Raw genomic sequence first — 26,072 nt, 5'->3', positions numbered from 1 at the left:
TGACGACGGGGTCGGCGGGTCACCGCCGGCCCCGTCCGCGCGTCCCGCGCCGACCCGACGCGGCGTCGTCGGCGAGATCCGCCGCGCGGCGGCTCAGCCCTTCGACCCGCTCCCGGAGCCGGCGCAGCGCCTCGGCGTTCCCGTCCACGTCGGACACCTCGTCGAGCAGGCCGACGTAGTCGGCGGCCAGCCGCCGGTGCGCCGGGGCGACCGGCCCGACGTACCGGTCCAGGTCGATGATCTGCTGGGCGAGAACCGCGGTGGCGGCACCGAGCGCGGCCCGCTCGTCGGCGCGTGCGTCCCGCCCGGCCCGGCGCGCGTCGGCCAGGCGTCCGGCCCGCCGGCCGCCCAGCCAGAGCACCGCCGCACCGGCCACGACCCCGGCCACCGCGCCGCCGGCCAGCAGATACCGGGGCAGCGACGGGCTGATGGTACGGGCGCCGTCAGGCACCAGACCGGCCCGGACCAGCCGGTCGTAGTTGAGCACGATCACCTTCAGCGCCTCGACCGGCCGGTCCACGAACGCGTCGGCGCCCCGGCTGATCGTGGTCTCGGCGACCATGGCCCGCCCGAGGTCACGCGGGCCGTCGCCGCCGAGGCGGGAGCAGCCGTACGTGTCCCAGTCCTCGCCGTCGCGGCTCATCGCCAGCACCAGCGTGCCCTGGGTGGCGCGTTCGGTGTCGTCGCACGCCTCCCGCAGGTCGGCGCCCGGCTCCATGATCAGCACCACCAGCCGCCGGTTGCCGATGACCCGTTCGGCGGCGGCCCGGTCCAGGTCCACTCCGGGCGCCGCGTAGACCGAGGAGCCGCGTACCTGCCGGGCGGCCGGACCGTCCAGGATGCCTCCGGTCCACAGCGCCCAGCCGGCCAGCGCCAGGCAGGCGAGCACCGCCCGGCCGAACGCGGTGCCGACCAGGCGGCCGAGCAGCCGGCGCGGGCCGGTCGCCGCCACGCCACGACGGGTCGCCGTCCGCTCGGGACGGGTCGCGACGCGGCTCACGACAGCCTCGCCCGCAGGTAGACGTCCGGCCGGTAGCCGGGCATCCGCACGTCCCGGGCCACGTCGTCCAGCTCGGCCGCCGCGTCGGCGAGCAGTTCGCGTACGTGCCGGTCGGGCAACCCCTCGTCGAACGCGTCCCGGGCCGCCCGCAACCGGCCGACCCCCCGGACCAGCGCCGGGTCGCTGCGCGCGTCGGTGAGCAGCGACAACTCCACAGCCAGCGCGGAGAGCCCGGCCAGCCGGGCCGGCGTGCCACCCGGACCGACGTCGGCGGGACGGCGGCCGGACCCCCGCACGGTACGGATCGACAGCACCACGAAACCCGCCACGCACCCGGCGAAGATCCAGGGCAGCGCCGGCAACGCCACCCGCAGCGGGTCGAACGGCCGGTACGGCAGCGGACGGTCGAACAGCCCCGCGTACCGCACGTCGGTGACCTGGGCCAGATACGCGCCGAGCACGTTCTGCTGGGGATAGGCGTAACGGCCGAGCCGTCCGCCGAACTGGGCGTAGAAGCTCGCGCCCGCCACCTCGGCGAACGACGCCGCACCCGGACCGTGGTACTCGATCCAGTCGCCGTACATCACCACCAGCGGCTGGTCCGGGGCGAGCCGGTGCAGCGCCGGCCCGTACGCGGGCAGCGGTTCCCCATACGGCTGGGCAGGCAGCACCACGAACCAGGCGCCGTCCGGGAACGCGGCGCTCGCGGCCTTCTCCGGCAGCCGGGCCAGCGTGGCGCCGGGGCCCACGTACCGGCCGGTGGCGCGCAGCGCGGCGACCACCGGGGCCAGTTCCGGGCCGGTCGGCTCCCGCCAGCGCAGGTCGTCGCCGTCCGGCGGGGTCGGCTGGTCGTGCAGCGCGGCCAGCAGCGCGAGCACCGAGCCGGTCACGTCGCCGGTGGCGAACCGGGCCCGCCAGCCCGGCAGGTCGTCCGGCGAGGCCACGTAGAGCCCGCCGCTGACCTCGGTGCCGACGATCCGGATCTCGGCGTTCTCCACGTCCTTCACCCGCCGGCGTTCGGCCTCGTCCAGACCGGGCGGGGCGACCAGGATGCGGGTGCCCCGGTCACCGACGGCGGCCCGGACCCGCTGCTCGTCCCAGCGCGCGACCGCACCCGGCAGCCGGACCACCGGATCGGCGGCCACGAGCGCCGTCATCTCCTCGACCGAGGGCACGCTCGCGTCGCTCAACTCCCCGGCCGAGCCCTCGGGCAGCGCGGCCGTCGACGGGGAACGCCCGTAGCTGACCTCCACGCTCTGCCGCTGCGCCACCAGGAACACCACGAGCACCGCCGCCGCGGCGGCCAGCAGCGACCAGCGCAGCAGCTCCCGGCGTACCCTCGTCACCGCCCGGCCCGCCACAGCTCGTCGGCGCGGCGGGCGTGCTCGGCCGCCGCGCGGGCCGCGTCGGCGCCGCCGCGCCCGGCGGCGAGCATCTCGGCGTGGGCCAGCAGCCGCTCGGCCTCCGGCACCGTCGCCGAAGACGCGTCCCGGCTCACTGTGGCGTCGTGGATCGCCGCCCGCGCCGACGACCAGGCGACTCGCCGGCCCTCGGCCCGGACGCGGCGCCGGGGCAGCGACACGGCGAGGAAACCGGCGGCCACCGCCACCACTCCCCCGCCCAGCCAGGGCAGCACGCTCGCGGTCATGATCCCTGTCTAACGCACCGCCGCCAGCGCCGCGCGCCGAGGGCGGCGGCTCAGCCGGCGCCCGCGTTCTCGTGGACCACGTGCGGGCACCCCTCCACCCGGCAGGTGTCCTCCAGCAACGCGCGGATGGCCGGCGTCACCCGCAGGTTCTGCGCAAAGCCCACCATGTCCGCGTAGAGCTGGTTGTGGGTGCGCTCGTAGCGGCGACGCTTCGGGATGGCGGTGAGGAAGCCGGCCCGCACCGCGCCGTTGAGCACCGAGGCCGGGTCGACGATGCGACGGCCCGACAGCAGGCCCTTCTCGTCGAGCGAATCGCGCCGGTAGTGCCCGTCCGGCCGGACGAACTTCAGGAACAGGAACCGCAGTTGCAACGCGGTGGGGCAGGGACCGACGAAGTGGCGCTCCCGGCGGCCGTCACCGCCGAGCAGGCGGACGAAGTCGTTGACGTCCTCGATCGCCGGACGGCTGTCGATCTCGACCGAGACGAAGCCGGTGAGCTGCCCGAAGTCGGCCTCGGCCAGACTCGGCAGGCAGGCGTCGAAGCGAGTGCCGTGCAGCGTCGCGTCGGACAGGTCACAACCGGCCATCTCGCAGTTCTGGAAGCGGGTCGACTCCAGGTTCGCGCCGCGGAAGCTGACCTCGGCCAGCGACAGGTTCGCGAAGGTCAGCCCGGACAGGTTCTGCCGTTCCAGCGGAGCGTGCGGCAGCAGCCGGTCGCAGTCGGGAAGCCCGAGCAGCACCTGGAGCATGTTGCGGAACGCGGTCGGCGCCGTGGTCGCGCTCGCCAGCCGGGTGAGCAGTTCCTCACCGGCGGCGAGTTCCCTGATCCGCGCGCACAACACGCGGATGGCGAAGGAGTCCGGCGGGAAGGGCCGGCAGTCCAGCAGTTGCGCGAATCGCACCGGGTTCACCGCGAAGTACCGGGCGGCCCGGTCGCCGATCTGATGCTCGAAGATGACGTCCTGGGCGAAGCGCACCCGCTGCCGCTCCGACGCGGCACGGAAGACCGGCAGGCGGCAGATGGCGTCGGTGCAGCGTTCCCGCTCCACGTCGGAGAGGTCGGCCGGGAGCACGAAGGCGGCGAGTTCGCCGATCTCGTGGACCGGCACACCCCGGTTGTCGTTCTCCAGCTCGGCGACCGCGACGTCGCTGATGATGTCGAGGAGATCCGCCCGGTTGACGACGTTCTCCTGCAACTGCTCCTTCTTGTACTCCCGGTCCATGATCGCGTCCACCGCGTCGTGGACCAGGTCCATCTCCGAGTAGTCGTCCGGGATGCCGTCGGTCTGACCGAGCGCGACCCGCTCGGCCAGCAGTTCGGCGTAGTACGGGGTACCGCAGAGCCGCATCAGCTGCGGCTTCGCGTCGACGATGTCGAGCAGGCGTTGGTCGTCGTCCTGAAGGCGGATCCGCGCGAACGTGCGGATCGACTCGGGTCGCCAGGGCAGCAGGCGGAACTCCTCGACGTACTCGTGCGCCACCGCGAGGAAGTCACGCAGTGCCTGGTTGGAGCTGAGCAGCGAGTCCCGGACGCAGAGCAGGATGCGCGGCGTGGTCGGGTTGTCCGGCCGGGCCACGATCTCACGGATGTACTCGAAGAAGTCGGGGTCCTGGGCGATGACCTCGTCCAGCCCGTCCAGCAGCCAGCTCGCGAAGCCCCGGGTGAGCATCCACTGGAAGGTGGGCTGCTTGACCGGGCGGGCGACCTCGGTCTGCAACAGGGCGTCGACCATCGGGCCCAACGCCGGCGCGCTCGCCAGCGCGGCGTAGTCGGGCAGCAGCGGCAACGGCCGGTAGGCACGGCGGAGCTGCTTCTTCGCCTTCTGGAAGTTGGCGTAGAGCGTCGCGAACAGCGACTGGAACAGCACGCTCTTGCCGAAACCGGCGGGCGCGGTCACCAGGACGATCGGGCGGTCCCATCCGCTCTGGCTGTCGAACCGGCGGGCCAGCTCGGTCAGCAGGTCGTCGCCGACCGCGCCGGTACCCACCGCCCGGAAGGGCTGCGGTGTCCGCCGGCGGGCCGCCGACTCCCCGTCCCGGGACAGTTGCTGCGCGGCGGTGCCGGCCATCGCCGACGTCGGTGAGTCGTCCCACTTGAACCGGGCGTCGAAGAACTGGATCGGCACCCGGATGTCCACGTTGAACTCGTGCTTGGCAAGCCTGCGGAACTCCGTCGACAGGCCCTGGGTGGACTCCACGAGCAGGAACTTCGCCCCCGGCGTACGGGCCTCCTCGGCGAAGCGTTGCAGAAGGCTCGCCTCCCGCCGGTGCAGGTCGTCGGCGTCCGGGACCGCGGGGCACCAGACGGTCATGTGCTCGCTGTTGTCCGCGTACGCCGCACGGCGGGCCCGGACCACCTCGGCCCGCGTCTGCACGGGAACCGACCACCCCTCCGACTCGAGGAACGTCACCGCCTCGTCGTAGAGCGTCATCGATCATCCTCCATCAGGAATCGGAAGGGTTCCCATCTGTCGTGACCGCCGACGACGTGCAGGAACGCGCAGGCCCGGCTGACCGCGATGTAGCTGGTCGTCCAGTCCTCGTCCCCGTCGTCGGCGTAGACAACGGCCGGTGCCTCGCACCCGTGGAACTGACGCACCGTGCACACCGCCAGGCCGTCACCGCGCAGTCCGGGGCTGACCCGCACGCCCTGGCCGGCCAGTGCCCGGCGGATCGCGGCATGGCTGCCCTGCGTCGCGGTCACCAGGACCGCCTGGCTGGTCGCCAGGTCCTTCACGATCTCCACGACCGCGTCCACGCAGGCCCCGACGAGATCCGCCGTGCCGTCGGTGAACCGGGGCCGCCGGCCGTCCGGGCCGGTGAACGGCGTGTGCGCCCCGGAGACGCGTGCCACCAACTTGGCGATGGGCAGCGTGTTGCGGCAGTTCTCGGTCAGCCAGAACTCGTTGAACGCCCCGTCCGGACGCCACGTGCCGGACCGGTCCCGCTGGTACGGGTCGGCGAACAGCACGACCGAGCCGTCCGGCCGGACGAGTTCGCGCAACGCCACCAGCAGGTCCTCGTCGTGGCTCTGCGCCTCGTCCACGATGAGGCAGTCCAGCGGTCGCCCGTACGCCTCGACCAGGCTCAGCACGGTGGCCCACAACGGCTCGCCCTCGTACCCGCCGATCCGGTCGGCCCCGAACAGGTCGCACAGGACGTCCTGCGGATCGCCGGAGCTCACCCCCGGTACCCGCAACTGGCGGCGGATCTCCAGGCGCAGGTCACGCTGCTGCCCGATCACCGCCACGCGCAGCCCGCGGGCCGCCAGCTCCCGCGCCCGTTCCTGGGCCAGCAGGGTCTTGCCGGTGCCCGCCGCGCCGAGTACGAGCGACGCCGGGCGGCGGGACGTGCCCGCCAGCACCTCCAACTGCCGCCCGGTGAGCTGGATCTGGCGCCGGGTCAGGCGGTCCAGGTCGTCAGCGGCCAGGTCGACGTCGTAGCGCAGGGTGCGCGCGACCACCGCGCTCGGCGCCAGCGCCGCCAACGCCTGCTCGAAGTCCGACCGGCTGGTCCATCCGCGCTGGTCCCAGTGGGCCATGACGCGTTCCACCAGGACCGGCGCATGCTCCAGCGAGGCTGCGGTCAGCACGATCGTGTCCGGGGCGTGCGGACCGAGGTTGCCCGACGGCCGCCCGTCGGTGAACACGACGCAGTGCCCGGCCGGCACCTGCCGGATACCCGTGCTGCGGCGCAGCCAGTTGGCCAGCGCGTACCGGTTGCGCACCGCCTGGTCGAACGGATCGCCGAGCGGCACGTCGGCGCCGCGCCGGGAGGCGAACCACTGCCGGTCGGTGACCCGGTAGCCGCCGTCCTTGACCTCCATGATCAGCAGCCCGTGCCGGGGATGGAGCAGGACGAAGTCGGTCTCACCGATCCGGAGCCGGGCCTGGCCGGAGTCGACGTACGCCAGGTTGTGCAGCACGCACCACGAGTCGTTCAGGGAGCGGAGACGCTCGAAGACGACCCGCTCGCCGCGCGTGGCGTTCGTTCGCTGATGCCGCGGGAAGAAGCGCGCCAAGACCGCCTCCGGGCGGAAGACGAACAGGAAACCTCATTGTCGGTGGGCGGCAGCCAGGCATTCCACCACCTGAATTACCGTCTTCTGTAGACGATCGGTCACCTTGAGGTCACGCACCGCACACCGAACTGACAGGCATCGTGCCCGAACGGATGAAGCGGCAACGGCAGGACGGGGGGCCAGAATTCGGATACAAGCACCTCGATCAGCTCGGGGAGGAATGCGCATGCCGGTCGGGAACACGGGCGTCCTGCTCGTCGACTGGGACAACCTGGCCGGCGCCGTCATCGGTCGTGGCCACCTGGTCGAGCGGGGCATCGTCGACGCGCTCTGGAGCGACGCGACCACCAGGTGCGGTGGCCACCTCCAGTACAAGCACATGGCGGCGGTGCGGTTCGACGGCAGCATCACCACCGCCATGACGGAGCACCTCATCGACGCCGAGGTGGTGGTCAGCCTGAAGGAACAGGCCGACATCCACCTCACCGTGCTCGCCATGGACTACCTCCACCAGGGCTGCGGTCAGTTCGTGCTGGTCACCGGTGACCAGGACTTCATTCCGTTGATCCGCCGCCTGCTGCGGGACGGCTGCCGGGTGACGGTCGTCTACGGCGACCCGGACCGGCTCTCCCCGCAGTTCCGGAGCATCCTCACGCTGCCGGGGCTCGACTCGATCTGCATCGACGACATCTACTCGCTCCGGCAGCCGCCCGCCGCCGACTGCAAGGCCCTGCTCGGCCTGGTCGAACTGCAACGACGCGGTGTCATCCTGGGCGGACGGGAACAGGCCGAGCGCACCGCGACGCTGGCGCAGTGGGGCGTCCTGCCCGACGAGGACGAACTGCGGTACTGGGCGCTCATCGAGTCCATCGGGCAGAAGGTCACCCGCACCGACGCGGCGGTACGCGCCAAGGACGGTTTCCTGCCCCGCCCGATGACCCGCGTCTACGTCGACCTGAACGCCGGCCGGTTCACCGATCTCGTCGCCGTCGACTACGCCGTGCGGCGCCTGGCGGCCCGGCCGAAAGGGCTGACCGCCACCCAGCTCCGCAGCGGGCCGTTCCAGTCCGACGACGGATCGCGGCTGTTGCGCGTGCTCGACGCGCTCACCGCCGTGCGGCTGGTGCGCCGGGGCGCCGACGACACGTACTCGGTGACCACCGACGATCTCGCCCTGGGCTATCTGGAGCCGCTGTGGCGGGTGCACGCGGCCCTGACCATGGAGTCCTTCCGGCAGCAGCGGCGTTCCATCCCGTACCGGAAGCTGTCCGGGCTGATCGGCGCCGGCGGTGTCGGACAGGGGCCGAACCGACGCGCCGCCGGCGCGGTCAGCCAGGCCATCCGGTACGCCGCCACGGCCGGCGTGATCGACGCGGTCGCGGTCGACGGCGACCGTCACGCGATCGCCACCGACTCGGCGTTCGTCCGGCCGATCGAGAACGCCTACCACGAGCTGTACCGCGCGTTCGCCGATCGCGGCCCGAGCCCGGTGCCGGAGAACGAGATCCTGGAGTTCATGACGGTCCGGGACCGGACCCGGGCGGAGCCGGTGTTCGGCTACGACTCCCGCGACCGGCACCGGATCCTGCGGGTTCTCGCCCAGTCCCGGGCGCTCACCTGGCGGGACGAGAAGGTCACCGTTCCGCGTACCCGATGGGGCGACGCCGGATCGTCGTTCGCCTAGGGGCCGTCGTGCTCCGCCGGGTCCGGGCCCGCCTCAACGCCGTCGGACGCCACGGGCTGGTGTTCGCCGGGGCGGTGGCGACCTGCGCCGCAGTGGCCGCCGTGGTGGTGGCGGTCGCCGGCCCCGGTCAGCGGGCCGCCCCGATCGTCGGCTCCTTCGCCGTCATCGCCTCCACGGTCGGCGCGCTCGCGGCGATCCACCTCTCCCGGCAGGCGCTGGCCCGCACCGACCGGCAGCTGGAGGAGACCCGCCGCTCACTGGTGCTGAGCCGGTACCCGCTGCTGCTCCCGGTACACCAGGCGGTGGCCTTTCCGGACTCCGGCGGCATGGTGACGCACCACCCGCCCGCCGAGGACCGGTTCGCGCTCGCCTCGGCGCCGGAGCCGGCGTACGCATTCCTCGCGATCACGAAGAACCGTCTGGTCGTCCCGGTGGAGAACGTCGGCGAGGGGCCGGCGCTGCGGGTCAGCGGGACGCTGTGGTGCTCGGACGGCCGCAGCGGCCCGGTCACCGGGGTGTCCGCGCTCGGCGCGGGCCGGAGCGGCGTGCTGGCGGCCGTGCTGAGCCACGACGGGCGACCGACACCGGAGCGGTTGCGGGCGATGGTGGCGCGGGACACCGGGCCGGCCATCGCCTACCAGCTCGACCTGCACTACGTCGACGTCTTCGCCAACGCCCGCCGGACGACCGCACTGTTCGACCCGCGGGGACGCGGCGCGTGGCAGCACTCCTACGACGACGAATAGCCCTCGTTGAAGCCCTCCACGAACCCGCCCGCGAACCCGGAGAGGACACATCCGGCACAACACAGGATCACCAGCAGCGCCGGCACCGCGACCCAGAGGACTATCGCCCACCTGCCGTTCTCCTGGGCCGGCGGCGGCTGCACGAACGCCTGCGGCGGGTACTGCGGCGGCGGGTAGTGCGCCTGCTGCTGGTACGGATCCGGCTGGTACGGATCCTGGTAGTACGGGTCGTGAGGGTGCATCCGGCCATCGTGCCCACCGACCGCAACCGCCGGAACACCCGAACGGCCGGAAAGGGGAAAGCCCCAGCACGAGGCTGGGGCCGGGTATTGAGACGGCTCGGACAACGACTACATGTCAGCTCATCGTCGCCAGCCACCATCTCCCCTACGAGCAAGGTTAGGGTCACCCTCCGCAAGCGTCAACTCGGTCACCCGTACGAGTTGAGACGCCGATCATGCCATCCGAACAACCCCTCGTCCGGCCCGGTGGGCATCGAGGTGGGTCAGCACCGTCTGGTTGGCCTCCCAGCCGTCCGGGAACTTCACCGGCACGTCCAGGTGCACCCGCTCGGTCGACGGATACGCGTCGAGCAGCTCACCGATCCCGGCCCGCGCCACCACCACGCACGCGTGCCGGTGCCGTGACGCCAGCACGCACAGCCGCCCCGACTCCAGGTGGAACGCGGTGGCGTCGCGCCGGCCGGAGAGCGGGTGCAGCACGATCGTCACGTCGTACTCCCGGCCCTGGAGCCGGTTGGCGGTGTCGACTGTGATGCCCGCCCCGGCCGCGCCCAGCCGGGACCGGATGGCCGCGACCTGGTCGCGGTGCGCGGCCCCGACGGCGATCCGGTCCGCGGTGACCGGCGCGCCGCCCGGCGCGGCCTCGCTCACCGCGACCGCGCCGCGCCGCAGCACCCGCAACGCCAGCTCCGCGCAGGCCGCGGCAGCCTCCCCGTCGGTACGCACGGTGTGCCGGGCGGGCAGCTCGTGCAACGCCCAGCCGGTGGCGGCGGCCACCTCGACCGAGGCGTCGTAGGCGTCACCCGCACCCGCCTCGGTGAACGTCAGCGCCCGGTCGGACGGCCCGGTCCCGGCGCGGAACCCGGTGAACGGGTAGAACGCGGCGGACACCACCGGGGCGGCCGAGTCGGGCAGCCGCCACGACACCGGCAGCCGGTGCACCGGCAGCTCCGGGTTGTGCCGCAGCAGCGTGGCCACCGCCGACTGCATCGGATCCCAGGTCAGGCCGGTCCAGCGGAACGTCTCCACGGTGCTGAACGGATCGAGCTGACCGGGGTCGCCGACGAACAGCGCCCGCTCGAACCGCCCCGCCACGCGCAGCAGCGCGTCCGCGCGCATCTGGTACGCCTCGTCCACGATCGCCCACGGCCAGCTCCCCTCGGTGACAGTGGCCCACTTGGCCGCCGTACCGATGGTGACCGCCGGGCCGCCCAGGTCGGCGACCTTCGCCGCGACCCGGACCGCCGGATGGGCGGTGACCCGCTCGGTGGACCGGTAGTCGGTGGCGGAGAGCCGCCCGACGCGCAGCTCCGGCGCCCTGCGGCCGAGCCGGTCGATGAGGTCGTCCACCTGCTCGTTGGTCTGCGCCACGATCATCAGCGGATCGCCGGTGGCGGCGGTCTCGACGGCGGCGCGGACGACGAGGGTGGACTTCCCGGCGCCGGGTGGCGAGTCCACGACGACGCCGCGGTGCGTGCCGTCGCGCAGATCCCGCAGCACACGCTGGATCACCTGCTCGGCTTCGTGCAAGGAAGGGCCCCCTTTTAACGTCTCCGGTAGAGGCGGGGCCCCTTCTTAACACGTGCCACCTGGGCGCGGCTCCGGCACCTGCGCTTCGGGTCGTACCGTCGAGGGCTCGCAGCGTCCGCGAGCGGACGCCTACGGCTTGCGGGCGAGCAGCCCGACGAAGGTGTGGTAGGTGTCGGTTTGCTGCGGGGCCGGCGCGTCCGGGTCCGGACGCCACTCGGCCAGCGGCACCAGGCCCGGCTCCAGCGGCGTCAGCCCGTCGGCGAAGGCGAGGATCTCCTCGTCGGTACGCCAACGACCGGTGCCGAGCGACTCGTTGAACACCCGCTCGACCTCGCGGGCCTTGCGGGAACCCTCCGGATCCCGCTCACCCGGGTCACGGAAGTGCGAGATCGCGACGTAACTGCCGGACGGCAGCGCGTCGATCAACGCCGCTGCGACCGATCGCGGGTCCTCGTCGTCGCCGATGTGGTGCAGGATCGCGAAGAGCAGCAGCCCGATCGGGCGGTCGAAGTCGAGGAACCGGCGGACGTCCGGGTCGTTGAGGATCTCCTCCGGCTCGCGGATGTCGGCCTGGATCACCGTCGCGGTGCCCTCCGCGGCGAGCAGCGCCCGCCCGTGCGCCAGGACGATCGGGTCGTTGTCCACGTACACGACACGGGCAGCCGGGTTGTGCTCGATCGCGACCTCGTGCACGTTGCCCTGGGTGGGCAGCCCCGACCCGATGTCAAGGAACTGGTCGATGCCCGCCTCGGTCACGAGGTGGCGGATCACCCGGCGAAGGAACGCCCGGTTCGCCTGACCGGCGGCCGGCCCGTCCGGCGTGATCCGCAGGGCGTGCTCGGCGACCTTCCGGTCGACCTCGAAGTTGTCCTTGCCGCCCAGGAAGTAGTCGTAGACCCGGGCCACGCTGGGAACGGTGACGTCGATTCCGGGCGGTGCGGCCTTGTCGCGGGTCACAGGCGTCTCCAGGCTCCGTGGGCGGTTCCGGGCGTTTTCGGGGAGTGTAGCGACCGTACAGGGTGGATGGTCGCCCCAGATGGGATCGCTCCCACCGGTCCGGCCCGTCACCAGGGCGTTCATCGATCGACACGCCGAGGTCATCGCAGCTCCGCCGCCTCGCACCACCCGTCGTGACCATCCCGGTGTCCGCAGCGCCCGCCGCCGGGCAACCGCATGTCGCACCAGACCCGGTGCCGCAGGTGCTGCGCGTCCTCCTCGCTGAGCGTCGTCTCACCGAAGTCGACGGCATCCAGGTGCCCGAGCGACCGGGCGAGCGCGGCTGCCAACTCGGCGGCGACGTCCCGGCACGTCAGCGTGGTCGGCAGGTGGATTATCCAGCGCGGCTCAGTCATCGTGGCCGCGCCGCCGGCAGCCGTTGTGGCGGGACTGCCACTGCCGCAGCGCCTGACGGACCCGCTCCGACTCGGTGCGCGCCGTGGTGAGCTCCCGGTGCAGGCGGTCCATCTCGTCGGCGACCCGGCACAGGTAGTCGTGCACCTGCGCCGGGTCCAGCCCACGCCAGCGGGTGTCGAACACGGCGCTGCGCACCTGGTACGCCTGCATCCGCTCCCCGGTCACGTAGATCACGACGTCACCGCCCCGACCACCACGGCCTCGTCGGGCAGCCCGGCCGCGGCGAGCGTCGCCCTCCCCCACCGGGCCAGCCGGCAGGGGTACGGGACGCGCTCGCTGCGGCACAGCGGTCCCTGCGGCCAGTGCTCGGGCACGTGTACGCGCACGGCCAGCGCGGCGACGAGTAGTTCCTCGTCGGTGACAGGGGTGAGGACGGGGAAGTCGGCGAGCACGGCGGACATCGGCGGGCGCCTCCGGGTCGGGGTCTCGTGGAGTGGCGCCGGGGCGGGCGGGGACGGCGGGAGCCGCGATCGGGGGACGCGGTGCCACCGGAGCCCGGCACCCGCCCCGGGCCATGCGCTGACCCTCAGTCCTCCTCGGCAGGAGACGCATGCCCTGCTGATCGTGGCCGCCATACACACACTGCATACGCTCGGTCACCATCACGAGACGCCGTGCGATATGCACGGCGCGTATACCGGGCCGCTCCGGAACGGGTTGAATGGTTAGGCTCGACTTCGGACACAGGTTCTCCGCGAACGGCGAGGTTGCCGGTGACACCTGCGAACTGCCCCCGCTGCGGCGGCCGCCTGGCGCGCGACAACGGCACGGGACGCTGCGCGCCCTGCCAGGCCGCCGAACGCGACCGCCTCAGCACGCCGCCCGCCGTACCCGATTCGTTCTGGGACCATGAACCGGTTCGGACGGCGCTGGCCCGACGGCATCTCGGGCAGGTGATCCGGGCGTACCGCCACCACCCGTACCACGGGCGGAGCCCGCTGCCGCAGAGCGTCGTCGCGGGGTGGCTGGGGATCACGCAGGCGCAGTTGAGCCGGATCGAGAACGGGCCAGCCCTGGTGCATCTCGACCGGTTGACGCATTGGGCGACCGTGCTCCGCATCCCCGCCGGATTGGCTCTGGTTCGCAGTCGGTCCAGACTCCCCGGTGAGCGCCCGGGCCGACGGGAATCGCGCAGCACCAGACCTGGGGCGGCGAACTCTATTGGCTGGCATCGCGGCGGTGTCGGCAGGATCCGGCTTGGTCGGCGTCACTGAGGAGCCCCAGCCGCGCCGCATCGGCAGTGCGGACGTGTCTCGGCTGAACGCGGTGCTGGAGCTCTATCGGTCGGTCGACTACGAATGCGGCGGTGGCCTGCTCTATCGGGAGGTAGCCCGATTCGCGGAGTCGGTGTATCGGATGCTCGACTGGTCGCACTCGGCCGGACTGACACCGCGCCTGGTCGCGGCGGTCGCCGCGGCTCGTCAACTGGCGGGCTGGACCGCGCTCGACGCAGGCCGGCACGCCGATGCCCAACGGCATTTCGCCGCCGGCGAGCGGGCGGCGGTAACCGCTGACGACGCTCCGCTAGCGGCCTTGATTCGGTACTCCCAGGCCAAGCAGCTACAACACCTTCGGCACAACCAGGACGCCGTGGCCGCTCTGCGACTGGCCGGCTCGGAGCTGGAATCGCGGGCAACACCGGCGGTGAGGGCGCTGCTTTGGGGCGCGGAGGCTGCCTCGATAGCCGCCCTCGGCGACCACCGAAGCGCGCTGACCCTCCTCGGTCGCGCGAGTGATCAGTTCGAGCGTGTGGATCCCGAACGGGAGCCGACCTGGATGGCCTTCTACGACCGTGGCGAACTGCTAGCCCAGTACGGCCGCGTGTACCGCGACATGGCCCGGCAGACCGGCACGCACGTGGCACAGGCGGTGCGGAGCGTCGAAGAGGCGATCGTCGCCTTCGGCCCGGCGAACGTCCGCAGCATGGTCCTGAACGAGGTCGGCTTGTGTAGTGCGCTCTTCCTCGCCGATGAGCCCGAGCGGGCGGTCGCTGTCGGCACGCGCGTGGTCGAGCAGTCGCGTGCGCTGAGTTCCAGTCGAGTGGTTGATCGAGTGCTCAACCTGCGGCGCGATCTCGGACGGCACCGCCACCTTCCTGTCGTTGCCGAATTCGATCGGACACTCACCGCACGAGCTGCGGCCACGGTATGAGCGGACGGTTCTCGGAAGAAGCGATGACCCGCGCCATGCGGGAGATCGCCAGCGGGCTTGAGGTTCAGACCGAGGATGCCCGCCTCCTGCGGCTGACGAACAACGCCGTGTTCGCGTTGCCGGATTCCGGGCTCGTCATCCGCATCGCGCGGACGCACCGGCTCCGGGATCGGGTGACGAAGGTCGTTCAGCTCGCGCGATGGTTCGCCGAGCTGGACGCGCCCACGATCCGGCTGGCGCCTGGCGTGGCGCAGCCGGTTGCGGTCGGTGACTTGGCCGCCTCGGTATGGGCCTACGTGCCACCCACTGGGCCTACTCCGACGGTGGATGACCTCGGCTCGGCGCTGCGGCGGTTTCATGCGCTCGGACCCCCGCCCTTCCCGCTGGCCGTCTGGGATCCGATCGGGGATGCGCGTCGACGCCTGGCGGATGCCGACGGCTTGAGCGCACAGGACCATGACTATCTGATGACGTGGTGCGACCGCTTGGAGCCGCAGGTCGCCGATCTCAACCGACGCGTGGAGCAGTCGCTCATCCACGGGGACGCGCACGTCGGCAACCTGCTCCGGGATGCGTCCGGCGGCATCCTGCTCTGCGACTTCGACGCCACTTGTCTTGGCCCTTGGCAGGTGGACCTGGCGGCGGTCGCTGTGGGCGAGGCTCGGTTCGGAAAGACCGGGGCGCATCGGGCGCTCGCAGAGGCGTACGGGTACAACGTGATGTCCGACCGCAACTGGTCGCTTCTGCGGGAAGCCCGCGAGCTCAAAATGATCGCTGCCGCCACGCCGCTTCTCGCGAGTTCGGCGAGCGTCGCGGCCGAATTTGCCAAGCGATTGCAGTCAGTTTCCCAAGGCGACCACGGTCTACGTTGGAAGCCATTCGCCGATCTCGCCTGAGAGCCTCTCGGCGAGCGACTGCCGCTCCGGTGGGATCCTGTGCTCGTGCTGGAGAATCTGCGACTACGGCACCAGACCGCAGCGGAGGCCGACGGTCTGGTGGAACAGCTTGTGGACGTATACCTCGACGCACACGCCGACGACGGCCCGCGCTACACGGCCGCGCGGTACGAACAGCAGCTCGCCGCGCACATGCCCCGGGAAGGCTGGGAGCTGGTGGCGGCCAGGGTCGATGACGATCTGGTCGGCTACGTGTACGGCTTCCCGCTCGGATCCGATTCGCATTGGTGGGACGGCATCCACGAGCCGGTACCGGACGGCTTCACGGACGAAGACGGGCAACGGACATACGCGGTCTGCGAACTGCTGGTGCGGCGATCGTGGCAACGCCGGGGTATCGCGCGGGCGCTCCACGATCGGCTCCTGAGCACGCGGCGGGAGGAAAGGGCCACGCTGCTCGTACGACCCGACAACGTTGCCGCCCAGCAGGCGTATGACTCCTGGGGTTGGCAACCGGCCGGATGGCTCCGGCCCACGCGGGAGGGAGCACCGCTGTTCGAGGTCCGCATCAAAGCCATTGCGTCGAGCCGGTGATGGACAACGCGTCGACCTTCACCTCTAGGTGTCAATGATCTGACAGGCCACAGGACAAGGCTCCTAACACCTATCGCACCGGCTTCCGCCCGGCGTTCATCGCGGCTAGCTTGCCTTTCGTGGGGGATCTTGAGAAGGGCATCTACGAACACCTGATCACGGAGAAGCTGGCGACGCAGCTCAGGCATGTCGATAGCGCCCTCGTCCGGGATGCGAAGCTGGATGCCGCCGACGCGCATGACGTCCTGGCCCGGCACATCGCGGGCCTCGCGCGGCGGGCGCTCCTCGGCGTCGGTGGCGGGGAGAACAAGTTGGCCCGGCAGGTCGACCTGGCGAACCGCATCGCCGCGCACATCGCTCAGGCCGAGCCCCGCGCCGTCACCGCCGATGACCAGGTAGCGGACGCCCAACGTCTGTTGCACGCCATCGCCTCACCGCCCACCCCACCGGCCGCACCGGTCTTCCCGATCCGCCCCTCGACGCCGCTTTCCACCGGCGCGCTCCTGGTCAACGGCCGGCACCAGCCGCGCATCGGCCACGAGGTCAGCCACGAGATGGCGTCGGCGGACGAGGTGGACCTGCTCTGCGCCTTCATCAAGTGGCACGGGCTGCGCATCATCGAGCCCGCGATCACCGAGCTGGTCGGCAGAGGCGGTCGGGTACGGGTCATCACGACGACGTACATGGGCGCCACCGATCAGCGGGCGCTCGATCGGCTCGCCGAGCTGGGTGCCGAGATCAAGGTGTCCTACGAGACGCGGACCACCCGCCTGCACGCCAAGGCATGGCTGTTCCGGCGGAACAACGGCACCACCACCGCGTACGTCGGTTCGTCGAACCTCTCCAAGGCCGCGCTCGTCGACGGCGTGGAGTGGAACGTGCGCATCTCGAACCTGGAGCAGCCGCACGTCATCGACACGTTCGAGGCGACGTTCGCCGACTACTGGAACGACTCGGCGTTCGAGACCTACGACCCGGCAGCCGATGGCGAGCGCCTACGTGTCGCGTTGCGCGGGGAACGCGCCGACGACGCACCGACTGAGATCGCGAACCTGGACGTGCGGCCGTTCCCGTACCAGCAGGAAGTTCTTGACGACCTCGACGCCGAACGCCTGGTGCACGGCCGCTGGCGCAACCTGGTGGTGATGGCGACCGGCACCGGCAAGACGGTGGTGGCGGCGCTCGACTATCGCCGGCTCCGGCGAGCCGGCCGCGTCGACTCGCTGCTCTTCGTCGCACATCAGGAGCAGATCCTGCGGCAGAGCCGGTCGGTGTTCCGCCAGGTCATGGGCGACGGCACGTTTGGCGAGACGCTTGTGGGCGGCGATCGGCCGCAGGGGTGGAAGCACGTCTTCGCGTCGATCCAGTCGTTGCGCCAGCGGGAGATCGACCCCGAGGCGTACGACATGGTGATCGTCGACGAGTTCCACCACGCCGAGGCGGCCACCTACACGGCGCTGCTGAAACGGCTTCGGCCGCGCGTACTCCTGGGTCTGACCGCGACGCCCGAGCGGAGCGACGGCCGTGACGTGCGCCGGTGGTTCGACGGCCGCGCGTCGGTGGAGTTGCACCTGTGGGAGGCCCTCGAACGGCAGTTGCTGGCGCCGTTTCAGTATTTCGGCCTGCACGACGACGTGGACCTGACGCGGGTGCGGTGGAAGCGCGGACAGGGGTACGACAAGGGCGAGCTCGACGGCGTCTACACCGGCAATCACGCACGGGCGCGGCTCATCCTGCACGCGGTCCGGCGGATCGCTGACGTCGGGCGGATGCGCGCGCTCGGCTTCTGCGTCAGCATCGGGCACGCGGAGTTCATGGCCGACTGGTTCACCCGGCACGGTGTACCGGCGGCGGCCGTGACATCGCAGGTCAACCGGCCGGAGCAGCACACGCTGATCGACCGCTTCCGCAAGCGCGAGGTGAAGGTGCTCTTCACTGTCGACCTGTTCAACGAGGGCGTCGACCTGCCGATGGTCGACACCATCCTCATGTTGCGCCCCACCGAGAGCGCCACGATCTTCCTCCAGCAGCTCGGACGGGGTCTGCGGCTGGACGACGACAAGCCGTGCCTGACGGTGCTCGACTTCATCGGCGGTCAGCACGCGAACTTCCGGTTCGACATGCGCTGGCGGGCGCTCGCCGGGGTCAGCCGGCGGGCGGTCGAAGCGGCCGTCCGGGAGGACTTCCCCTCGCTACCCAGCGGCTGCCACATCGAGCTGGACCGGGTGGCGAAGGAGATCGTCCTCGCCAACCTCAAGTCGGCGCTCCCGACGTCGAAGAACGCGCTTGTGGCCGAGCTGCGGCAGCTCGGTGACGTCAGTCTGTCCGACTTCCTGCGCGAGACCGGCCTGGAAATCGAGGACGTCTACCGATCGGCGAGCATCGGCGGCTGGGCCGGGCTGCGGCGCCTCGCCGGTCTCGACCCGGACGAAGGCGGCCCGGACGACCGTGACCTGAGCCGGGCCATCGGCCGGATGCTCCACACCGATGATGTCGACAGGTTGGATCTGATCGCTCAGGTCGCCGCCGGACAGCGCCCCACCGCCGGGCGGCTGCTCGACATGATGCACTTCAGCCTGTGGGGGTCGTCGGTGCCGCTGGCCGAACGCGACGCCCGGCTCAGGAGGCTGTGGGCGGAACCGGCGCGCTGTGCCGAGCTGCCGCAGGTAGTCGACGTGCTCCGTGACCGCATCCATCGGGTCACCGAGCCACCTGCCCCGGGCCGGGTGCCGCTGCGGGTACACGCCCGCTACAGCCGCAACGAGGCGTGCGCAGCATTCGGCATGACCAACCCCGGCTCGCTGCGCGAGGGCGTGAAGTGGCTGCCCGACGAGCGCGCGGATCTGTTCTTCGTCACGCTCGTGAAGTCCGAGGAGCACTACTCCCCCACCACCATGTACGCCGACCGCGCCATCACGGACAAGCTGTTCCAGTGGGAGTCGCAGAGCACCACCTCATCAGGCTCGGCCACCGGCCAGCGGTACGTCAACCACGTCGCGCAGGGCTCGACGGTGCACCTGTTCGTCCGCGAGACCAAGATCGCCGATCGCGACCTGGGCGCACCGCCGTACCTGTACGCGGGTCCGATGACGTACCGGGAGCACAGCGGCGACCGGCCCATGCGGATCCTCTGGGAGCTGCGGCATCCGCTGCCCGCCGACATGTACGCCGCCGCCCGGGCGATCGCTGCCTGACCTGGGATCTCGCCCACTCGCCGAGTCAGGCGAGCGGGCGAGAAGCGTCGGCCTGCTCACGACGTCGGGCCGGCGCTGGCAGCACTCGGGACAACAGCACCGCGACCGCACCCGCGACCACTCCGACCATGGTCCCGGTGACCAGGCTCGACATCACCGCCGCACCCCGCAACAACGCCTCCCGCGCCCCCGGCTCCAGCCCGGCCAGCCCCGGCGCGTCCATCCCCAGCGACGAGTCCCAGAACACCTGGTGACCGGCCGCCAGGAACACCCCGTACAGCGCCCCGATCACCACCATCGTCAGGAACGGGCGCGGTGGCCGCCGCCACAGCACTGCGGCCACCCAGCACAGCGGCGGCCCGACCGCCAGCAGCGCAGCCACGACCGTGCCCTCCGGCACGACGTCCAGGTCGTGCAGCGCCACGCGCGGGGCGGCCAACGCGGCGAGCGCAACCAACGCCGGCCAGGAGAACCCGAGGGTACGGCGACCCGCGCTCATCGCGTCACCTCCGACGAGACCGAAGCCGACGTCGGTACGGGAGCCGACGCCGAGCCCGGCGCGGTCGAGCGCACGAACTTCAGCAGCGCGACGAACGCGAGTACGGCCGTCACCGCGCCCCCGGCGAAGCGCACCCAGTGACCGGCGACGAATTCGGCCGCGACCTGGCGCAGGTACTCCGGCGAGTGCGTTCCCACCGGGTCCACGAACATGATCTCGTTGCGCGGCCAGAAGAAGACAGCGGAGAACACGAACTCGCAGACGACGAACACGGCCGTGGCGCCGGCGACCCACCAGCGCAGCCGGCGGTCGCGCCAGGTGAGCAGCGTCGCGGCGACGCTGCTGAGGATCACCGACGCGCCGAGCGGCGGGAAGTAGTCGTGCGGGCCGCCGTGGACGAGGAACTCGCGGGCCCGGTCGAGCGAGGCGGGCGCGTCGCTGAAGATGTTCGGGTAGAGCATGACGGTCTCGGCGGCGACCCCGCCGAACGACATCATCGACGCCCATACCATGACAATAAGGGCGAGCCAGGTCAGTCTTGTGCGTACCACGAGGGTTCTCCTCACGTTTCGGGGACGCCATCGACGCTAGGTCGGCCGTCCCCGGCCGTCGTCCGCGTGGCCGCGCGACCGGATGTCGCTTCTCGGCGTACGCCTCGGGGTCGTCCCTGACGCCTGCGGACGACAGCGGTGAGGGTCCGCGCGGACCTAGGCTCGAAGGCGTGCCCGACACCTCGCCCACCCGCGCCGATGTGCTGCTCGCGGCGGCCACGCTCGGCCTGGTCGCGGTGGCCGTGGCGGCCGACCGGCCCTCGCCCGGCGGCGCGGCGCTCGCCGTCGTGGTCGGCGCGGCGCTCGCCGTCGTGGTCGGCGCGGTGCTCGGCGGGCTGGTGCTGTGCGCCAGGCGGTGGCCGCTGCCGGCGCTGGTCGCCACGGCAGTCGTGATCCTCGGGTACTACGCGCTGGATCTGCCGCCCGTCGGAGTGGCCGCCCCGGCCGCCGCCGTCCTCTACCGGGTGTCCGAGCGCGGGCGTGTCGTCCCGGCCGCCGTGGTGGCCGGGAGCCTGCTGGCCGTGTCCGTGGTCGCCCGGCTGGCCGAGGGCGACGACATCGCGGTGGTCGTCGGTACGGAACTCGGCTCCGAGGCGGCGTTGCTGCTCGCCGTCATCGCCCTCGGTGACGCGGTACGCAACCGCAGGTCGCTGCGGGCGGCGCTGGTCCGGCAGGCGGTCGCGGCCGACGAGGAGCGCCACCGGGAGGCGGCCCGTCAGGTCGAGGCGGAACGGCTGCGCATCGCCCGGGAGATGCACGACACGCTCGGGCACACCATGTCGGTGATCACGTTGCAGTCGGCAGTCGCCCGGGAGGCGCTCGCCGACAGCGATCCGGCGCAGGCGGAGAATGCGCTGGCCGCCATCAGGTCGGTGAGCGGCAGCGCGATGGCGGAGCTGCGGGCGACGCTCGGCACGCTGCGCCGGGAACCCGGTCCACGGGAACCGGCCCCCGGCTTCGACCGACTCCCGGCGCTCGTGGACGGCGTACGCCGGGGTGGGCTGACTGTCGACCTGCGGATCGAAGGTCCGGTGGACACGCTGCCGGCAATCGTGGGCAGCACCGTCTACCGGGTCGTGCAGGAGGCGTTGACGAACGTCCTGCGCCACGCCGAGGCCACCCGGGTCACCGTCACGGTCCGCGCCACGCCCGGCCGGCTCGCGCTGGAGGTGGTGGACGACGGCCACGGCGGCCCGCCCGCCGGGCGCAGGGACGGGACGGGCCAGGGCCTGCGCGGCATGGCCGAGCGGGTAGCCCTGCTCGGCGGCACCGTAGAAACCGGCACCATCCAAACCGGCAGCACCGGAGCAACCGCCGCAACCGGCACGGGCGGCACCGCCGGCTTCCGGGTGTCGGTCTACCTGCCACTGACGGGAGTCGCCGCGTGAACCCGATCCGCGTCGTGCTCGTCGACGACCAGCACCTCGTACGCACCGGCCTGCGCGCGCTGCTCGACCGGGCGCCGGACATCGAGGTGGTGGGCGAGGCCGGCGACGGCGGCAGCGGCCTCTCGGTGGTACGGGAGCAGCGGCCCGACATCGTGCTGATGGACGTCCGGATGCCCGGCGGGGACGGACTGGAGGCGACCCGGCGGATCCTGACCGACCCGATGCTGGACGGCGTGCAGGTCGTCATGCTCACCACGTTCGACGACGACGAGTACCTGTTCGAGGCGATCCGCGCCGGGGCAGCGGGTTTCCTGCTCAAGGACACCCCGCCCGACGCGCTGCGGGACGCGGTCCGGACCGTCGCCGGTGGCGACGCGCTGCTGTCCCCCGCCGTCACCCGCCGGGTGCTGGCCGCGGCGGCCCGTTCACCGGTGGCCGACCCGGGGCGGCTGGCCGGACTGACCGCACGGGAACGGGACGTGCTGGCGCAGGTGGGCGCCGGGCGGTCCAACGCGGAGATCGGGCAGGCGTTGTTCCTGAGCCCCGACACCGCGCGTACCTACGTGAGCCGGCTGCTCCAGAAGCTGAACGCCCGCGACCGGGCGCAGCTCGTCGTGATCGCGTACGAGAGCGGGCTGGTCCGCCCCGGCGAGGGCTGAGCCGCGCCGGGGCGGGTCACAGTCAGGTCGACGCCGCGTCCGCAGGTGCCGGTGCCGCGTGCCGGCCGCCGCCGTTGCGCCGTTCGTCGCCGTGCCCCGGCCACCACGCCTTGTGGCCGATCAGCCCGGTCAGCGCCGGCACGAAGAACATCGACATGACGAACGCGGACAGCACGATCCCGATCGCCACCGCGAAGCCCATCTGCTGGAGGAACGAGATCGGCGCGAGCATCAGCACCCCGAACGTGCCGGCCAGGATCAGCCCGGCCGCGGCGACTGTCGGCCCGGCGTGTTCCACCCCGATCGCGGCGGCCTGGTGCGGTTCGTGGCCCTCGCGCGCCTCCTCGCGTAGTCGGGCGATCATCAGGATGTTGTAGTCGGTGCCGATCGCCACCACGAACAGGTAGAGGATGATCGGCAGCTGGAACGTCACGCCCGGGTTGCCCTGGAGCCCCTGGAACACGTAGACGGTGGCGCCGAGCGTGGCGGCGAAGTTGAGCAGCACGGCGATCACCAGATAGACCGGCGCGACGAGGCTGCGCAGGAGCAGCGCCAGGATGATCGCGATCAGGAGTGCGGCCACCGGCAGGATCACCGACAGGTCCCTGTTGTTCGCCGAGTTGATGTCCGCGAAGATCGCCGTGGTGCCGCCGACGAGTGCCCTGGTGCCCGGCGGAGCCGCCTCGTGCAGGGACTTCCGCAGGTCGTCGCGTACGAGCGTGATCGCCTCGTTGGACATCGGGTTCTCGTTCAGCAGCAGGTTGATCCGGACGACGCTCGGGTCGGTGGCGCTGCGCTCCGGCGGCTGCGCCTGCCCGACGCCGGGTGCGCGCGCCGACGCGGCGGCGAAGTCGTTCACCTGCTGCTCGGTGAGCGGGGTGCCGTTGCCGGTGGTCAGGTAGACCTCGGTGGGCGCGAGCGCCCCGGCGGCGAACCCGCGCTGGAGGTCCTGGGCGGCCCGCGCCGACTCGGTGTCCTGCGGGAAGCCGGCGCCGAAGTCGTAGTCGGCCTTGTAGCCGAGCACACCGGCGGCGAGCGCGACGAGCAGCGCGCCCGAAGCGGCGGCCACCACGGCCGGGCGGCGGCCGACGACGGCGCCGAGCCGCCGGGACAGGGTCGCCTTGGGCGGGCGCTGCCACGCCTTCGACGGCCAGAACACCCACCGGCCGAGCAGCGACACGAGCGCCGGGATCAGGGTCAGCGAGGTGACGAGCATGACGCCGACGGCGATGGCGAGCGCCGGGCCGAGCGACCCGAAGAAGCCGAGTGAGGCGAGCAGCAGCACCAGGAACGCCACGATGACCGCACCGGCGGCGGAGGTGATGACCTCGCCGATCCGCTGCACCGAGACGATCATGGCGGTGCGCTTGTCGTCTCCGGCGCGCAGGCGCTCGCGGTAGCGGAACAGCAGGAACAGGATGTAGTCGGTGCCGATGCCGAACAGCACGATCAGCAGGATGGTCTGGAGGTCCTGGCTGACGTTGAGGTCGAATGCCTTGCCGGCGGCGGCGACCAGCCCGGTGGTGACGGACATGACGACGCTGATGACCACGACCGGCAGCAGCGCGGCGATCGGGCTGCGGAAGATGATCAGGATCAGCCCGATGATGAGGACGATGGTGGCGACGCCGACGACGGCGAACGCCTCGTTGAACGTGTCCTCGTTGTCGACGAAACTCGCCACGTCGCCCGCCACTCCGGCGGTCAGCCCGCTGCCGGCCAGGTCCGGCCCGAGAGCGGCGCGCAGGTCGCGTACCGCGTCGAGCAGGCCCGGGTCGTCGGGGCTGTCGGCGTCGAGACCGACGGTGACCACCTGCACGGACTTGTCCGGCGCGACGGCCTGCGGGCCGGTGAGGTAGCCGGAGGTCTGCGGGATGTTCCGGGCCTTGAGCGCGGCGGCCAGCTGCCCCACGCGCGCCTCGTCGGCCGCGGTCAGCGGTCTACCGTCGCTGCGTTTGACGACGACGGTGGCGGTGGCGGTGGCGGCCTGCGGGAACGACTTCGCGCCCAGCTCGGTGGCCTGCACCGACTCGTAGGTGCGCGGCAGGAAGCTTTCCTGGTCCGCGGAGGTGATGTCGCTCAGTGAAGGACTGGCGGCGATGATCGCGATCGCGGCGACGACCCAGCCGCCGATCACCCACCAGGCCTTGCCCACGACGAATCTGCCCAGGCGCTCGAACATCGTTTCCCCCGTGTGTTCGGCTGTGTCGCACGCGATCCTACGCTGCGTGAGCAATCCCTTTCGGACGGCTCGCGGACTTCCGTCGATGATCCGGGTGGTCGAGGATCGACGGATGAGCGCGACGCTGCCCGGTCCCGGAGTGCTGACGGCCTGGTTGGCGGCGACGGTGCCGGCTCCGCTGGTCTTCTTCGAGTGGACCCACAGATGGGAGGAGGACCAGCCGGTCTCGACCGCGCTGTGGTGGCCCGTGCTCGCGTCACCGGTGCTCGCCGCCGTGCTGGCGGCCCGGCAGCCCCGGCGACCCGGGGTGGCCCTGGGCGTGTCCACGCTGGTCGCGACGGCGCTTCTCGCGTTGTCACTGGCGCTCTTCCGGTGGGTCGTGCCGCTGACCGGCGAGGCCCACTGGGGGCGGGCTCTGCTCGGCGGCGCGGCGCTCGCGGTGGCCGGAGCGCTGATCGGGTACGCCGCCGGCGGGCGCCTGCCCCACCGGGTCCGCCCGGCGTCGCGGCGCGGCTATCTGATCGGCGGGCTCGCCGTGGTGTTCGGCGCGCTGCTGGCCCAGTCCGCGGTACGGCTCGGCGCCGAGGACAGCACGATCGGGCAACCCCCGCATGAGTACGGCGGCGTCGGCCCCTACTCGACGTCGGCGGGCCGGTTCACGGCACCGGCCACCGGGGCGTACGCGATCTTCGCGGTGGGCTTCTCCCCGGCGGACCCGGACTGCCGCGTCACCGGCGGCGGCGCGGAGGTCCGGACGGCCGAGCCGGTCTCCGTCCCGCCGGGCGACTACGGCAGCGATGCCGCCACCTATTCCTGGGTGGCGACCGTGCGGGTGCCGACGCCCGGTAGGTGGACGCTCGACTGCCGCACGACCGACCCGGAGGCGTCCTACGTGGTCGGTGACGTGCCGGAGATCCGGGGCGCGGTGGGCGAGGTGATCCACTGGCCGGTGGGCGTGATCTGGCTGTTCGGCGCGGTTCCCGGCCTGCTGATCGTCGCGGACACCGCCAGGCGACGGCGAGCGTCCCACCCGGCGGTCCTTAGCGCCGCCGGAAATACATAGAGGCAAAAGCGATATGCCTCAGAGTCATAACTATGACTCTGAGGCATATCGGTCTCGGCGGCATACGTCGAGGCTGGACCACCGGGCCCGGGCGCTCGACGACAGCTGGCGTCGCCGACGGCTGCCCGGCGGCGGCGGACGCGACGTGAACCGGGCGGCGGAAGTGTCGTAGGGGTCTCGTAGCCTGGCGCGGTCATCGACGATCGCAGGGAGGCGACGTGCTCGACCACTTCTCCGTAGCGGTACGCGACCTGGAGGCGAGCGGCGCCTTCTACGACGCGGTCCTCGCCCCGCTGGGCGGGCGGCGGCTGATGGAGCCCGGCCCGATCGGCTACGGCGTCGACGCGCCCGACTTCTGGGTTGAGCCCGCGCCGTCCGGCGCCACGCCGGTGCCGGTGCACATCGCGTTCACCGCCGCCGACCGCGCCACGGTGCGGGCGTTCCACGACGCGGCGGTGGCAGCGGGCGCGGAGGTGCTGCACGCGCCGAAGGAGTGGCCGGAATACCACGCCGCCTACTACGGCGCGTTCGTCCGCGACCCGGACGGCAACAACGTCGAGGCGGTCTGCCACCGCCCGGAGTGACTCCCGGCGCATCCGGGAGGCAGGATG

At 71.9% G+C, this 26,072-nt stretch carries 24 protein-coding genes; 10 read left to right on the top strand and 14 right to left on the bottom strand.

Annotated features, from left to right (window positions below; genetic code table 11):
* Nucleotides 1-19 precede the first annotated feature (19 nt).
* Genes ML5_RS06770 through ML5_RS06750 form a run of 5 tightly spaced genes read right to left on the bottom strand, consistent with a single transcriptional unit; the run spans nt 20 to nt 6,669 of the window.
* The gene (locus ML5_RS06770; RefSeq protein ID WP_013474183.1) at nt 20-1,000 is read right to left on the bottom strand and encodes a hypothetical protein; all 981 of its coding nucleotides are present in this window, start codon (nt 998-1,000) and stop codon (nt 20-22) included.
* Nucleotides 997-2,346, bottom strand: a complete 1,350-nt coding sequence (locus tag ML5_RS06765; RefSeq protein WP_013474182.1) for a hypothetical protein — start codon at nt 2,344-2,346, stop codon at nt 997-999. The genes ML5_RS06770 and ML5_RS06765 overlap by 4 nt, the downstream gene beginning before the upstream one ends.
* Complete coding sequence (locus ML5_RS06760) at nt 2,343-2,648, bottom strand: DUF6403 family protein (RefSeq protein WP_013474181.1); 306 nt, start codon at nt 2,646-2,648, stop codon at nt 2,343-2,345. The genes ML5_RS06765 and ML5_RS06760 overlap by 4 nt, the downstream gene beginning before the upstream one ends.
* A 50-nt stretch (nt 2,649-2,698) precedes the next feature.
* Nucleotides 2,699-5,080, bottom strand: a complete 2,382-nt coding sequence (locus tag ML5_RS06755; RefSeq protein ID WP_013474180.1) for a pentapeptide repeat-containing protein — start codon at nt 5,078-5,080, stop codon at nt 2,699-2,701.
* Nucleotides 5,077-6,669, bottom strand: a complete 1,593-nt coding sequence (locus ML5_RS06750) for a nuclease-related domain-containing DEAD/DEAH box helicase (protein WP_013474179.1) — start codon at nt 6,667-6,669, stop codon at nt 5,077-5,079. The genes ML5_RS06755 and ML5_RS06750 overlap by 4 nt, the downstream gene beginning before the upstream one ends.
* A 226-nt stretch (nt 6,670-6,895) precedes the next feature.
* Here ML5_RS06750 and ML5_RS06745 point away from each other — a divergent pair, with 226 nt between their 5' ends.
* Nucleotides 6,896-8,353 (top strand): NYN domain-containing protein, encoded by a 1,458-nt coding sequence (locus ML5_RS06745; RefSeq protein WP_013284296.1) that lies wholly within the window; start codon nt 6,896-6,898, stop codon nt 8,351-8,353.
* A gap of 8 nt (nt 8,354-8,361) precedes the next feature.
* Nucleotides 8,362-9,099, top strand: a complete 738-nt coding sequence (locus tag ML5_RS06740; protein WP_013284295.1) for a hypothetical protein — start codon at nt 8,362-8,364, stop codon at nt 9,097-9,099.
* On the opposite strand, the gene ML5_RS06735 is transcribed toward ML5_RS06740, so the two are convergent.
* The 6 genes from ML5_RS06735 to ML5_RS06710 form a co-directional block, all read right to left on the bottom strand.
* Nucleotides 9,084-9,341, bottom strand: a complete 258-nt coding sequence (locus tag ML5_RS06735) for a hypothetical protein (RefSeq protein WP_013284294.1) — start codon at nt 9,339-9,341, stop codon at nt 9,084-9,086. The two genes, ML5_RS06740 and ML5_RS06735, sit on opposite strands and share 16 nt — an antisense overlap.
* A 213-nt stretch (nt 9,342-9,554) precedes the next feature.
* Nucleotides 9,555-10,871, bottom strand: a complete 1,317-nt coding sequence (locus ML5_RS06730; protein ID WP_013474178.1) for an AAA family ATPase — start codon at nt 10,869-10,871, stop codon at nt 9,555-9,557.
* 129 nt (nt 10,872-11,000) lie between these two features.
* The gene (locus ML5_RS06725; RefSeq protein WP_041784141.1) at nt 11,001-11,828 is read right to left on the bottom strand and encodes an SAM-dependent methyltransferase; all 828 of its coding nucleotides are present in this window, start codon (nt 11,826-11,828) and stop codon (nt 11,001-11,003) included.
* A gap of 140 nt (nt 11,829-11,968) precedes the next feature.
* On the bottom strand, nt 11,969-12,223 hold the full coding sequence (locus ML5_RS06720; protein ID WP_013474176.1) for a hypothetical protein: 255 nt from the start codon (nt 12,221-12,223) through the stop codon (nt 11,969-11,971).
* Complete coding sequence (locus ML5_RS06715) at nt 12,216-12,458, bottom strand: DivIVA domain-containing protein (RefSeq protein WP_013474175.1); 243 nt, start codon at nt 12,456-12,458, stop codon at nt 12,216-12,218. Before ML5_RS06715 ends, ML5_RS06720 begins: the two co-directional genes overlap by 8 nt.
* A complete protein-coding gene (locus ML5_RS06710; protein WP_013474174.1) occupies nt 12,455-12,685 on the bottom strand; it encodes a hypothetical protein in 231 nt (76 codons plus the stop codon). The genes ML5_RS06715 and ML5_RS06710 overlap by 4 nt, the downstream gene beginning before the upstream one ends.
* A 796-nt stretch (nt 12,686-13,481) precedes the next feature.
* On the opposite strand from ML5_RS06710, the gene ML5_RS06705 reads away from it, so the two are divergent.
* From ML5_RS06705 to ML5_RS06690, 4 genes are all read left to right on the top strand, one after another.
* Complete coding sequence (locus ML5_RS06705) at nt 13,482-14,435, top strand: hypothetical protein (RefSeq protein ID WP_236619370.1); 954 nt, start codon at nt 13,482-13,484, stop codon at nt 14,433-14,435.
* Nucleotides 14,432-15,331, top strand: a complete 900-nt coding sequence (locus ML5_RS06700; protein ID WP_041784140.1) for a phosphotransferase family protein — start codon at nt 14,432-14,434, stop codon at nt 15,329-15,331. The genes ML5_RS06705 and ML5_RS06700 overlap by 4 nt, the downstream gene beginning before the upstream one ends.
* 45 nt (nt 15,332-15,376) lie before the next feature.
* Nucleotides 15,377-15,925 (top strand): GNAT family N-acetyltransferase, encoded by a 549-nt coding sequence (locus ML5_RS06695; RefSeq protein ID WP_013474172.1) that lies wholly within the window; start codon nt 15,377-15,379, stop codon nt 15,923-15,925.
* 119 nt (nt 15,926-16,044) lie between these two features.
* Nucleotides 16,045-19,119 (top strand): DUF3427 domain-containing protein, encoded by a 3,075-nt coding sequence (locus ML5_RS06690; RefSeq protein WP_013474171.1) that lies wholly within the window; start codon nt 16,045-16,047, stop codon nt 19,117-19,119.
* Nucleotides 19,120-19,144: 25 nt separating this feature from the next.
* Here the strand turns inward: ML5_RS06690 and ML5_RS06685 are convergent, their stop codons facing one another.
* Nucleotides 19,145-19,618 (bottom strand): hypothetical protein, encoded by a 474-nt coding sequence (locus tag ML5_RS06685; protein WP_013474170.1) that lies wholly within the window; start codon nt 19,616-19,618, stop codon nt 19,145-19,147.
* Nucleotides 19,615-20,169 (bottom strand): DUF1772 domain-containing protein, encoded by a 555-nt coding sequence (locus ML5_RS06680; protein WP_013474169.1) that lies wholly within the window; start codon nt 20,167-20,169, stop codon nt 19,615-19,617. The genes ML5_RS06685 and ML5_RS06680 overlap by 4 nt, the downstream gene beginning before the upstream one ends.
* A 170-nt stretch (nt 20,170-20,339) precedes the next feature.
* On the opposite strand from ML5_RS06680, the gene ML5_RS06675 reads away from it, so the two are divergent.
* Both ML5_RS06675 and ML5_RS06670 read left to right on the top strand, forming a co-directional pair.
* Nucleotides 20,340-21,557 (top strand): sensor histidine kinase, encoded by a 1,218-nt coding sequence (locus tag ML5_RS06675; protein WP_013474168.1) that lies wholly within the window; start codon nt 20,340-20,342, stop codon nt 21,555-21,557.
* Entirely contained in the window at nt 21,554-22,216 is a 663-nt protein-coding gene (locus ML5_RS06670) for a response regulator transcription factor (RefSeq protein WP_013474167.1), read from the top strand. The genes ML5_RS06675 and ML5_RS06670 overlap by 4 nt, the downstream gene beginning before the upstream one ends.
* A gap of 22 nt (nt 22,217-22,238) precedes the next feature.
* Here the strand turns inward: ML5_RS06670 and ML5_RS06665 are convergent, their stop codons facing one another.
* On the bottom strand, nt 22,239-24,398 hold the full coding sequence (locus ML5_RS06665; protein WP_013474166.1) for an MMPL family transporter: 2,160 nt from the start codon (nt 24,396-24,398) through the stop codon (nt 22,239-22,241).
* Nucleotides 24,399-24,510: 112 nt separating this feature from the next.
* Between ML5_RS06665 and ML5_RS06660 the strand changes: the two genes are divergently transcribed.
* Nucleotides 24,511-25,461 carry a hypothetical protein gene (locus tag ML5_RS06660; RefSeq protein WP_013474165.1) on the top strand — a complete coding sequence of 317 codons (951 nt, stop codon included), beginning with the start codon at nt 24,511-24,513 and terminating at the stop codon, nt 25,459-25,461.
* A gap of 218 nt (nt 25,462-25,679) precedes the next feature.
* The gene (locus ML5_RS06655; RefSeq protein ID WP_013284276.1) at nt 25,680-26,045 is read left to right on the top strand and encodes a VOC family protein; all 366 of its coding nucleotides are present in this window, start codon (nt 25,680-25,682) and stop codon (nt 26,043-26,045) included.
* Nucleotides 26,046-26,072: the final 27 nt, after the last annotated feature.

The organism is Micromonospora sp. L5 (assembly GCF_000177655.2).
In the GTDB taxonomy this organism is placed as follows: domain Bacteria; phylum Actinomycetota; class Actinomycetes; order Mycobacteriales; family Micromonosporaceae; genus Micromonospora; species Micromonospora aurantiaca.
Note: the sequence above shows the minus strand (reverse complement) of the source record. Positions and strands in the feature narration are given on the sequence as shown.

What these genes read in the sequence shown, in the direction of transcription:
- ML5_RS06735 (WP_013284294.1), bottom strand. Translation starts at nt 9,341, where the DNA reads ATGCACCCTCACGACCCGTACTACCAGGATCCGTACCAGCCGGATCCG.
- ML5_RS06760 (WP_013474181.1), bottom strand. Translation starts at nt 2,648, where the DNA reads ATGACCGCGAGCGTGCTGCCCTGGCTGGGCGGGGGAGTGGTGGCGGTG.
- ML5_RS06660 (WP_013474165.1), top strand. Translation starts at nt 24,511, where the DNA reads ATGAGCGCGACGCTGCCCGGTCCCGGAGTGCTGACGGCCTGGTTGGCG.
- ML5_RS06720 (WP_013474176.1), bottom strand. Translation starts at nt 12,223, where the DNA reads ATGACTGAGCCGCGCTGGATAATCCACCTGCCGACCACGCTGACGTGC.
- ML5_RS06710 (WP_013474174.1), bottom strand. Translation starts at nt 12,685, where the DNA reads ATGTCCGCCGTGCTCGCCGACTTCCCCGTCCTCACCCCTGTCACCGAC.
- ML5_RS06665 (WP_013474166.1), bottom strand. Translation starts at nt 24,398, where the DNA reads ATGTTCGAGCGCCTGGGCAGATTCGTCGTGGGCAAGGCCTGGTGGGTG.
- ML5_RS06745 (WP_013284296.1), top strand. Translation starts at nt 6,896, where the DNA reads ATGCCGGTCGGGAACACGGGCGTCCTGCTCGTCGACTGGGACAACCTG.
- ML5_RS06685 (WP_013474170.1), bottom strand. Translation starts at nt 19,618, where the DNA reads ATGAGCGCGGGTCGCCGTACCCTCGGGTTCTCCTGGCCGGCGTTGGTT.
- ML5_RS06700 (WP_041784140.1), top strand. Translation starts at nt 14,432, where the DNA reads ATGAGCGGACGGTTCTCGGAAGAAGCGATGACCCGCGCCATGCGGGAG.
- ML5_RS06755 (WP_013474180.1), bottom strand. Translation starts at nt 5,080, where the DNA reads ATGACGCTCTACGACGAGGCGGTGACGTTCCTCGAGTCGGAGGGGTGG.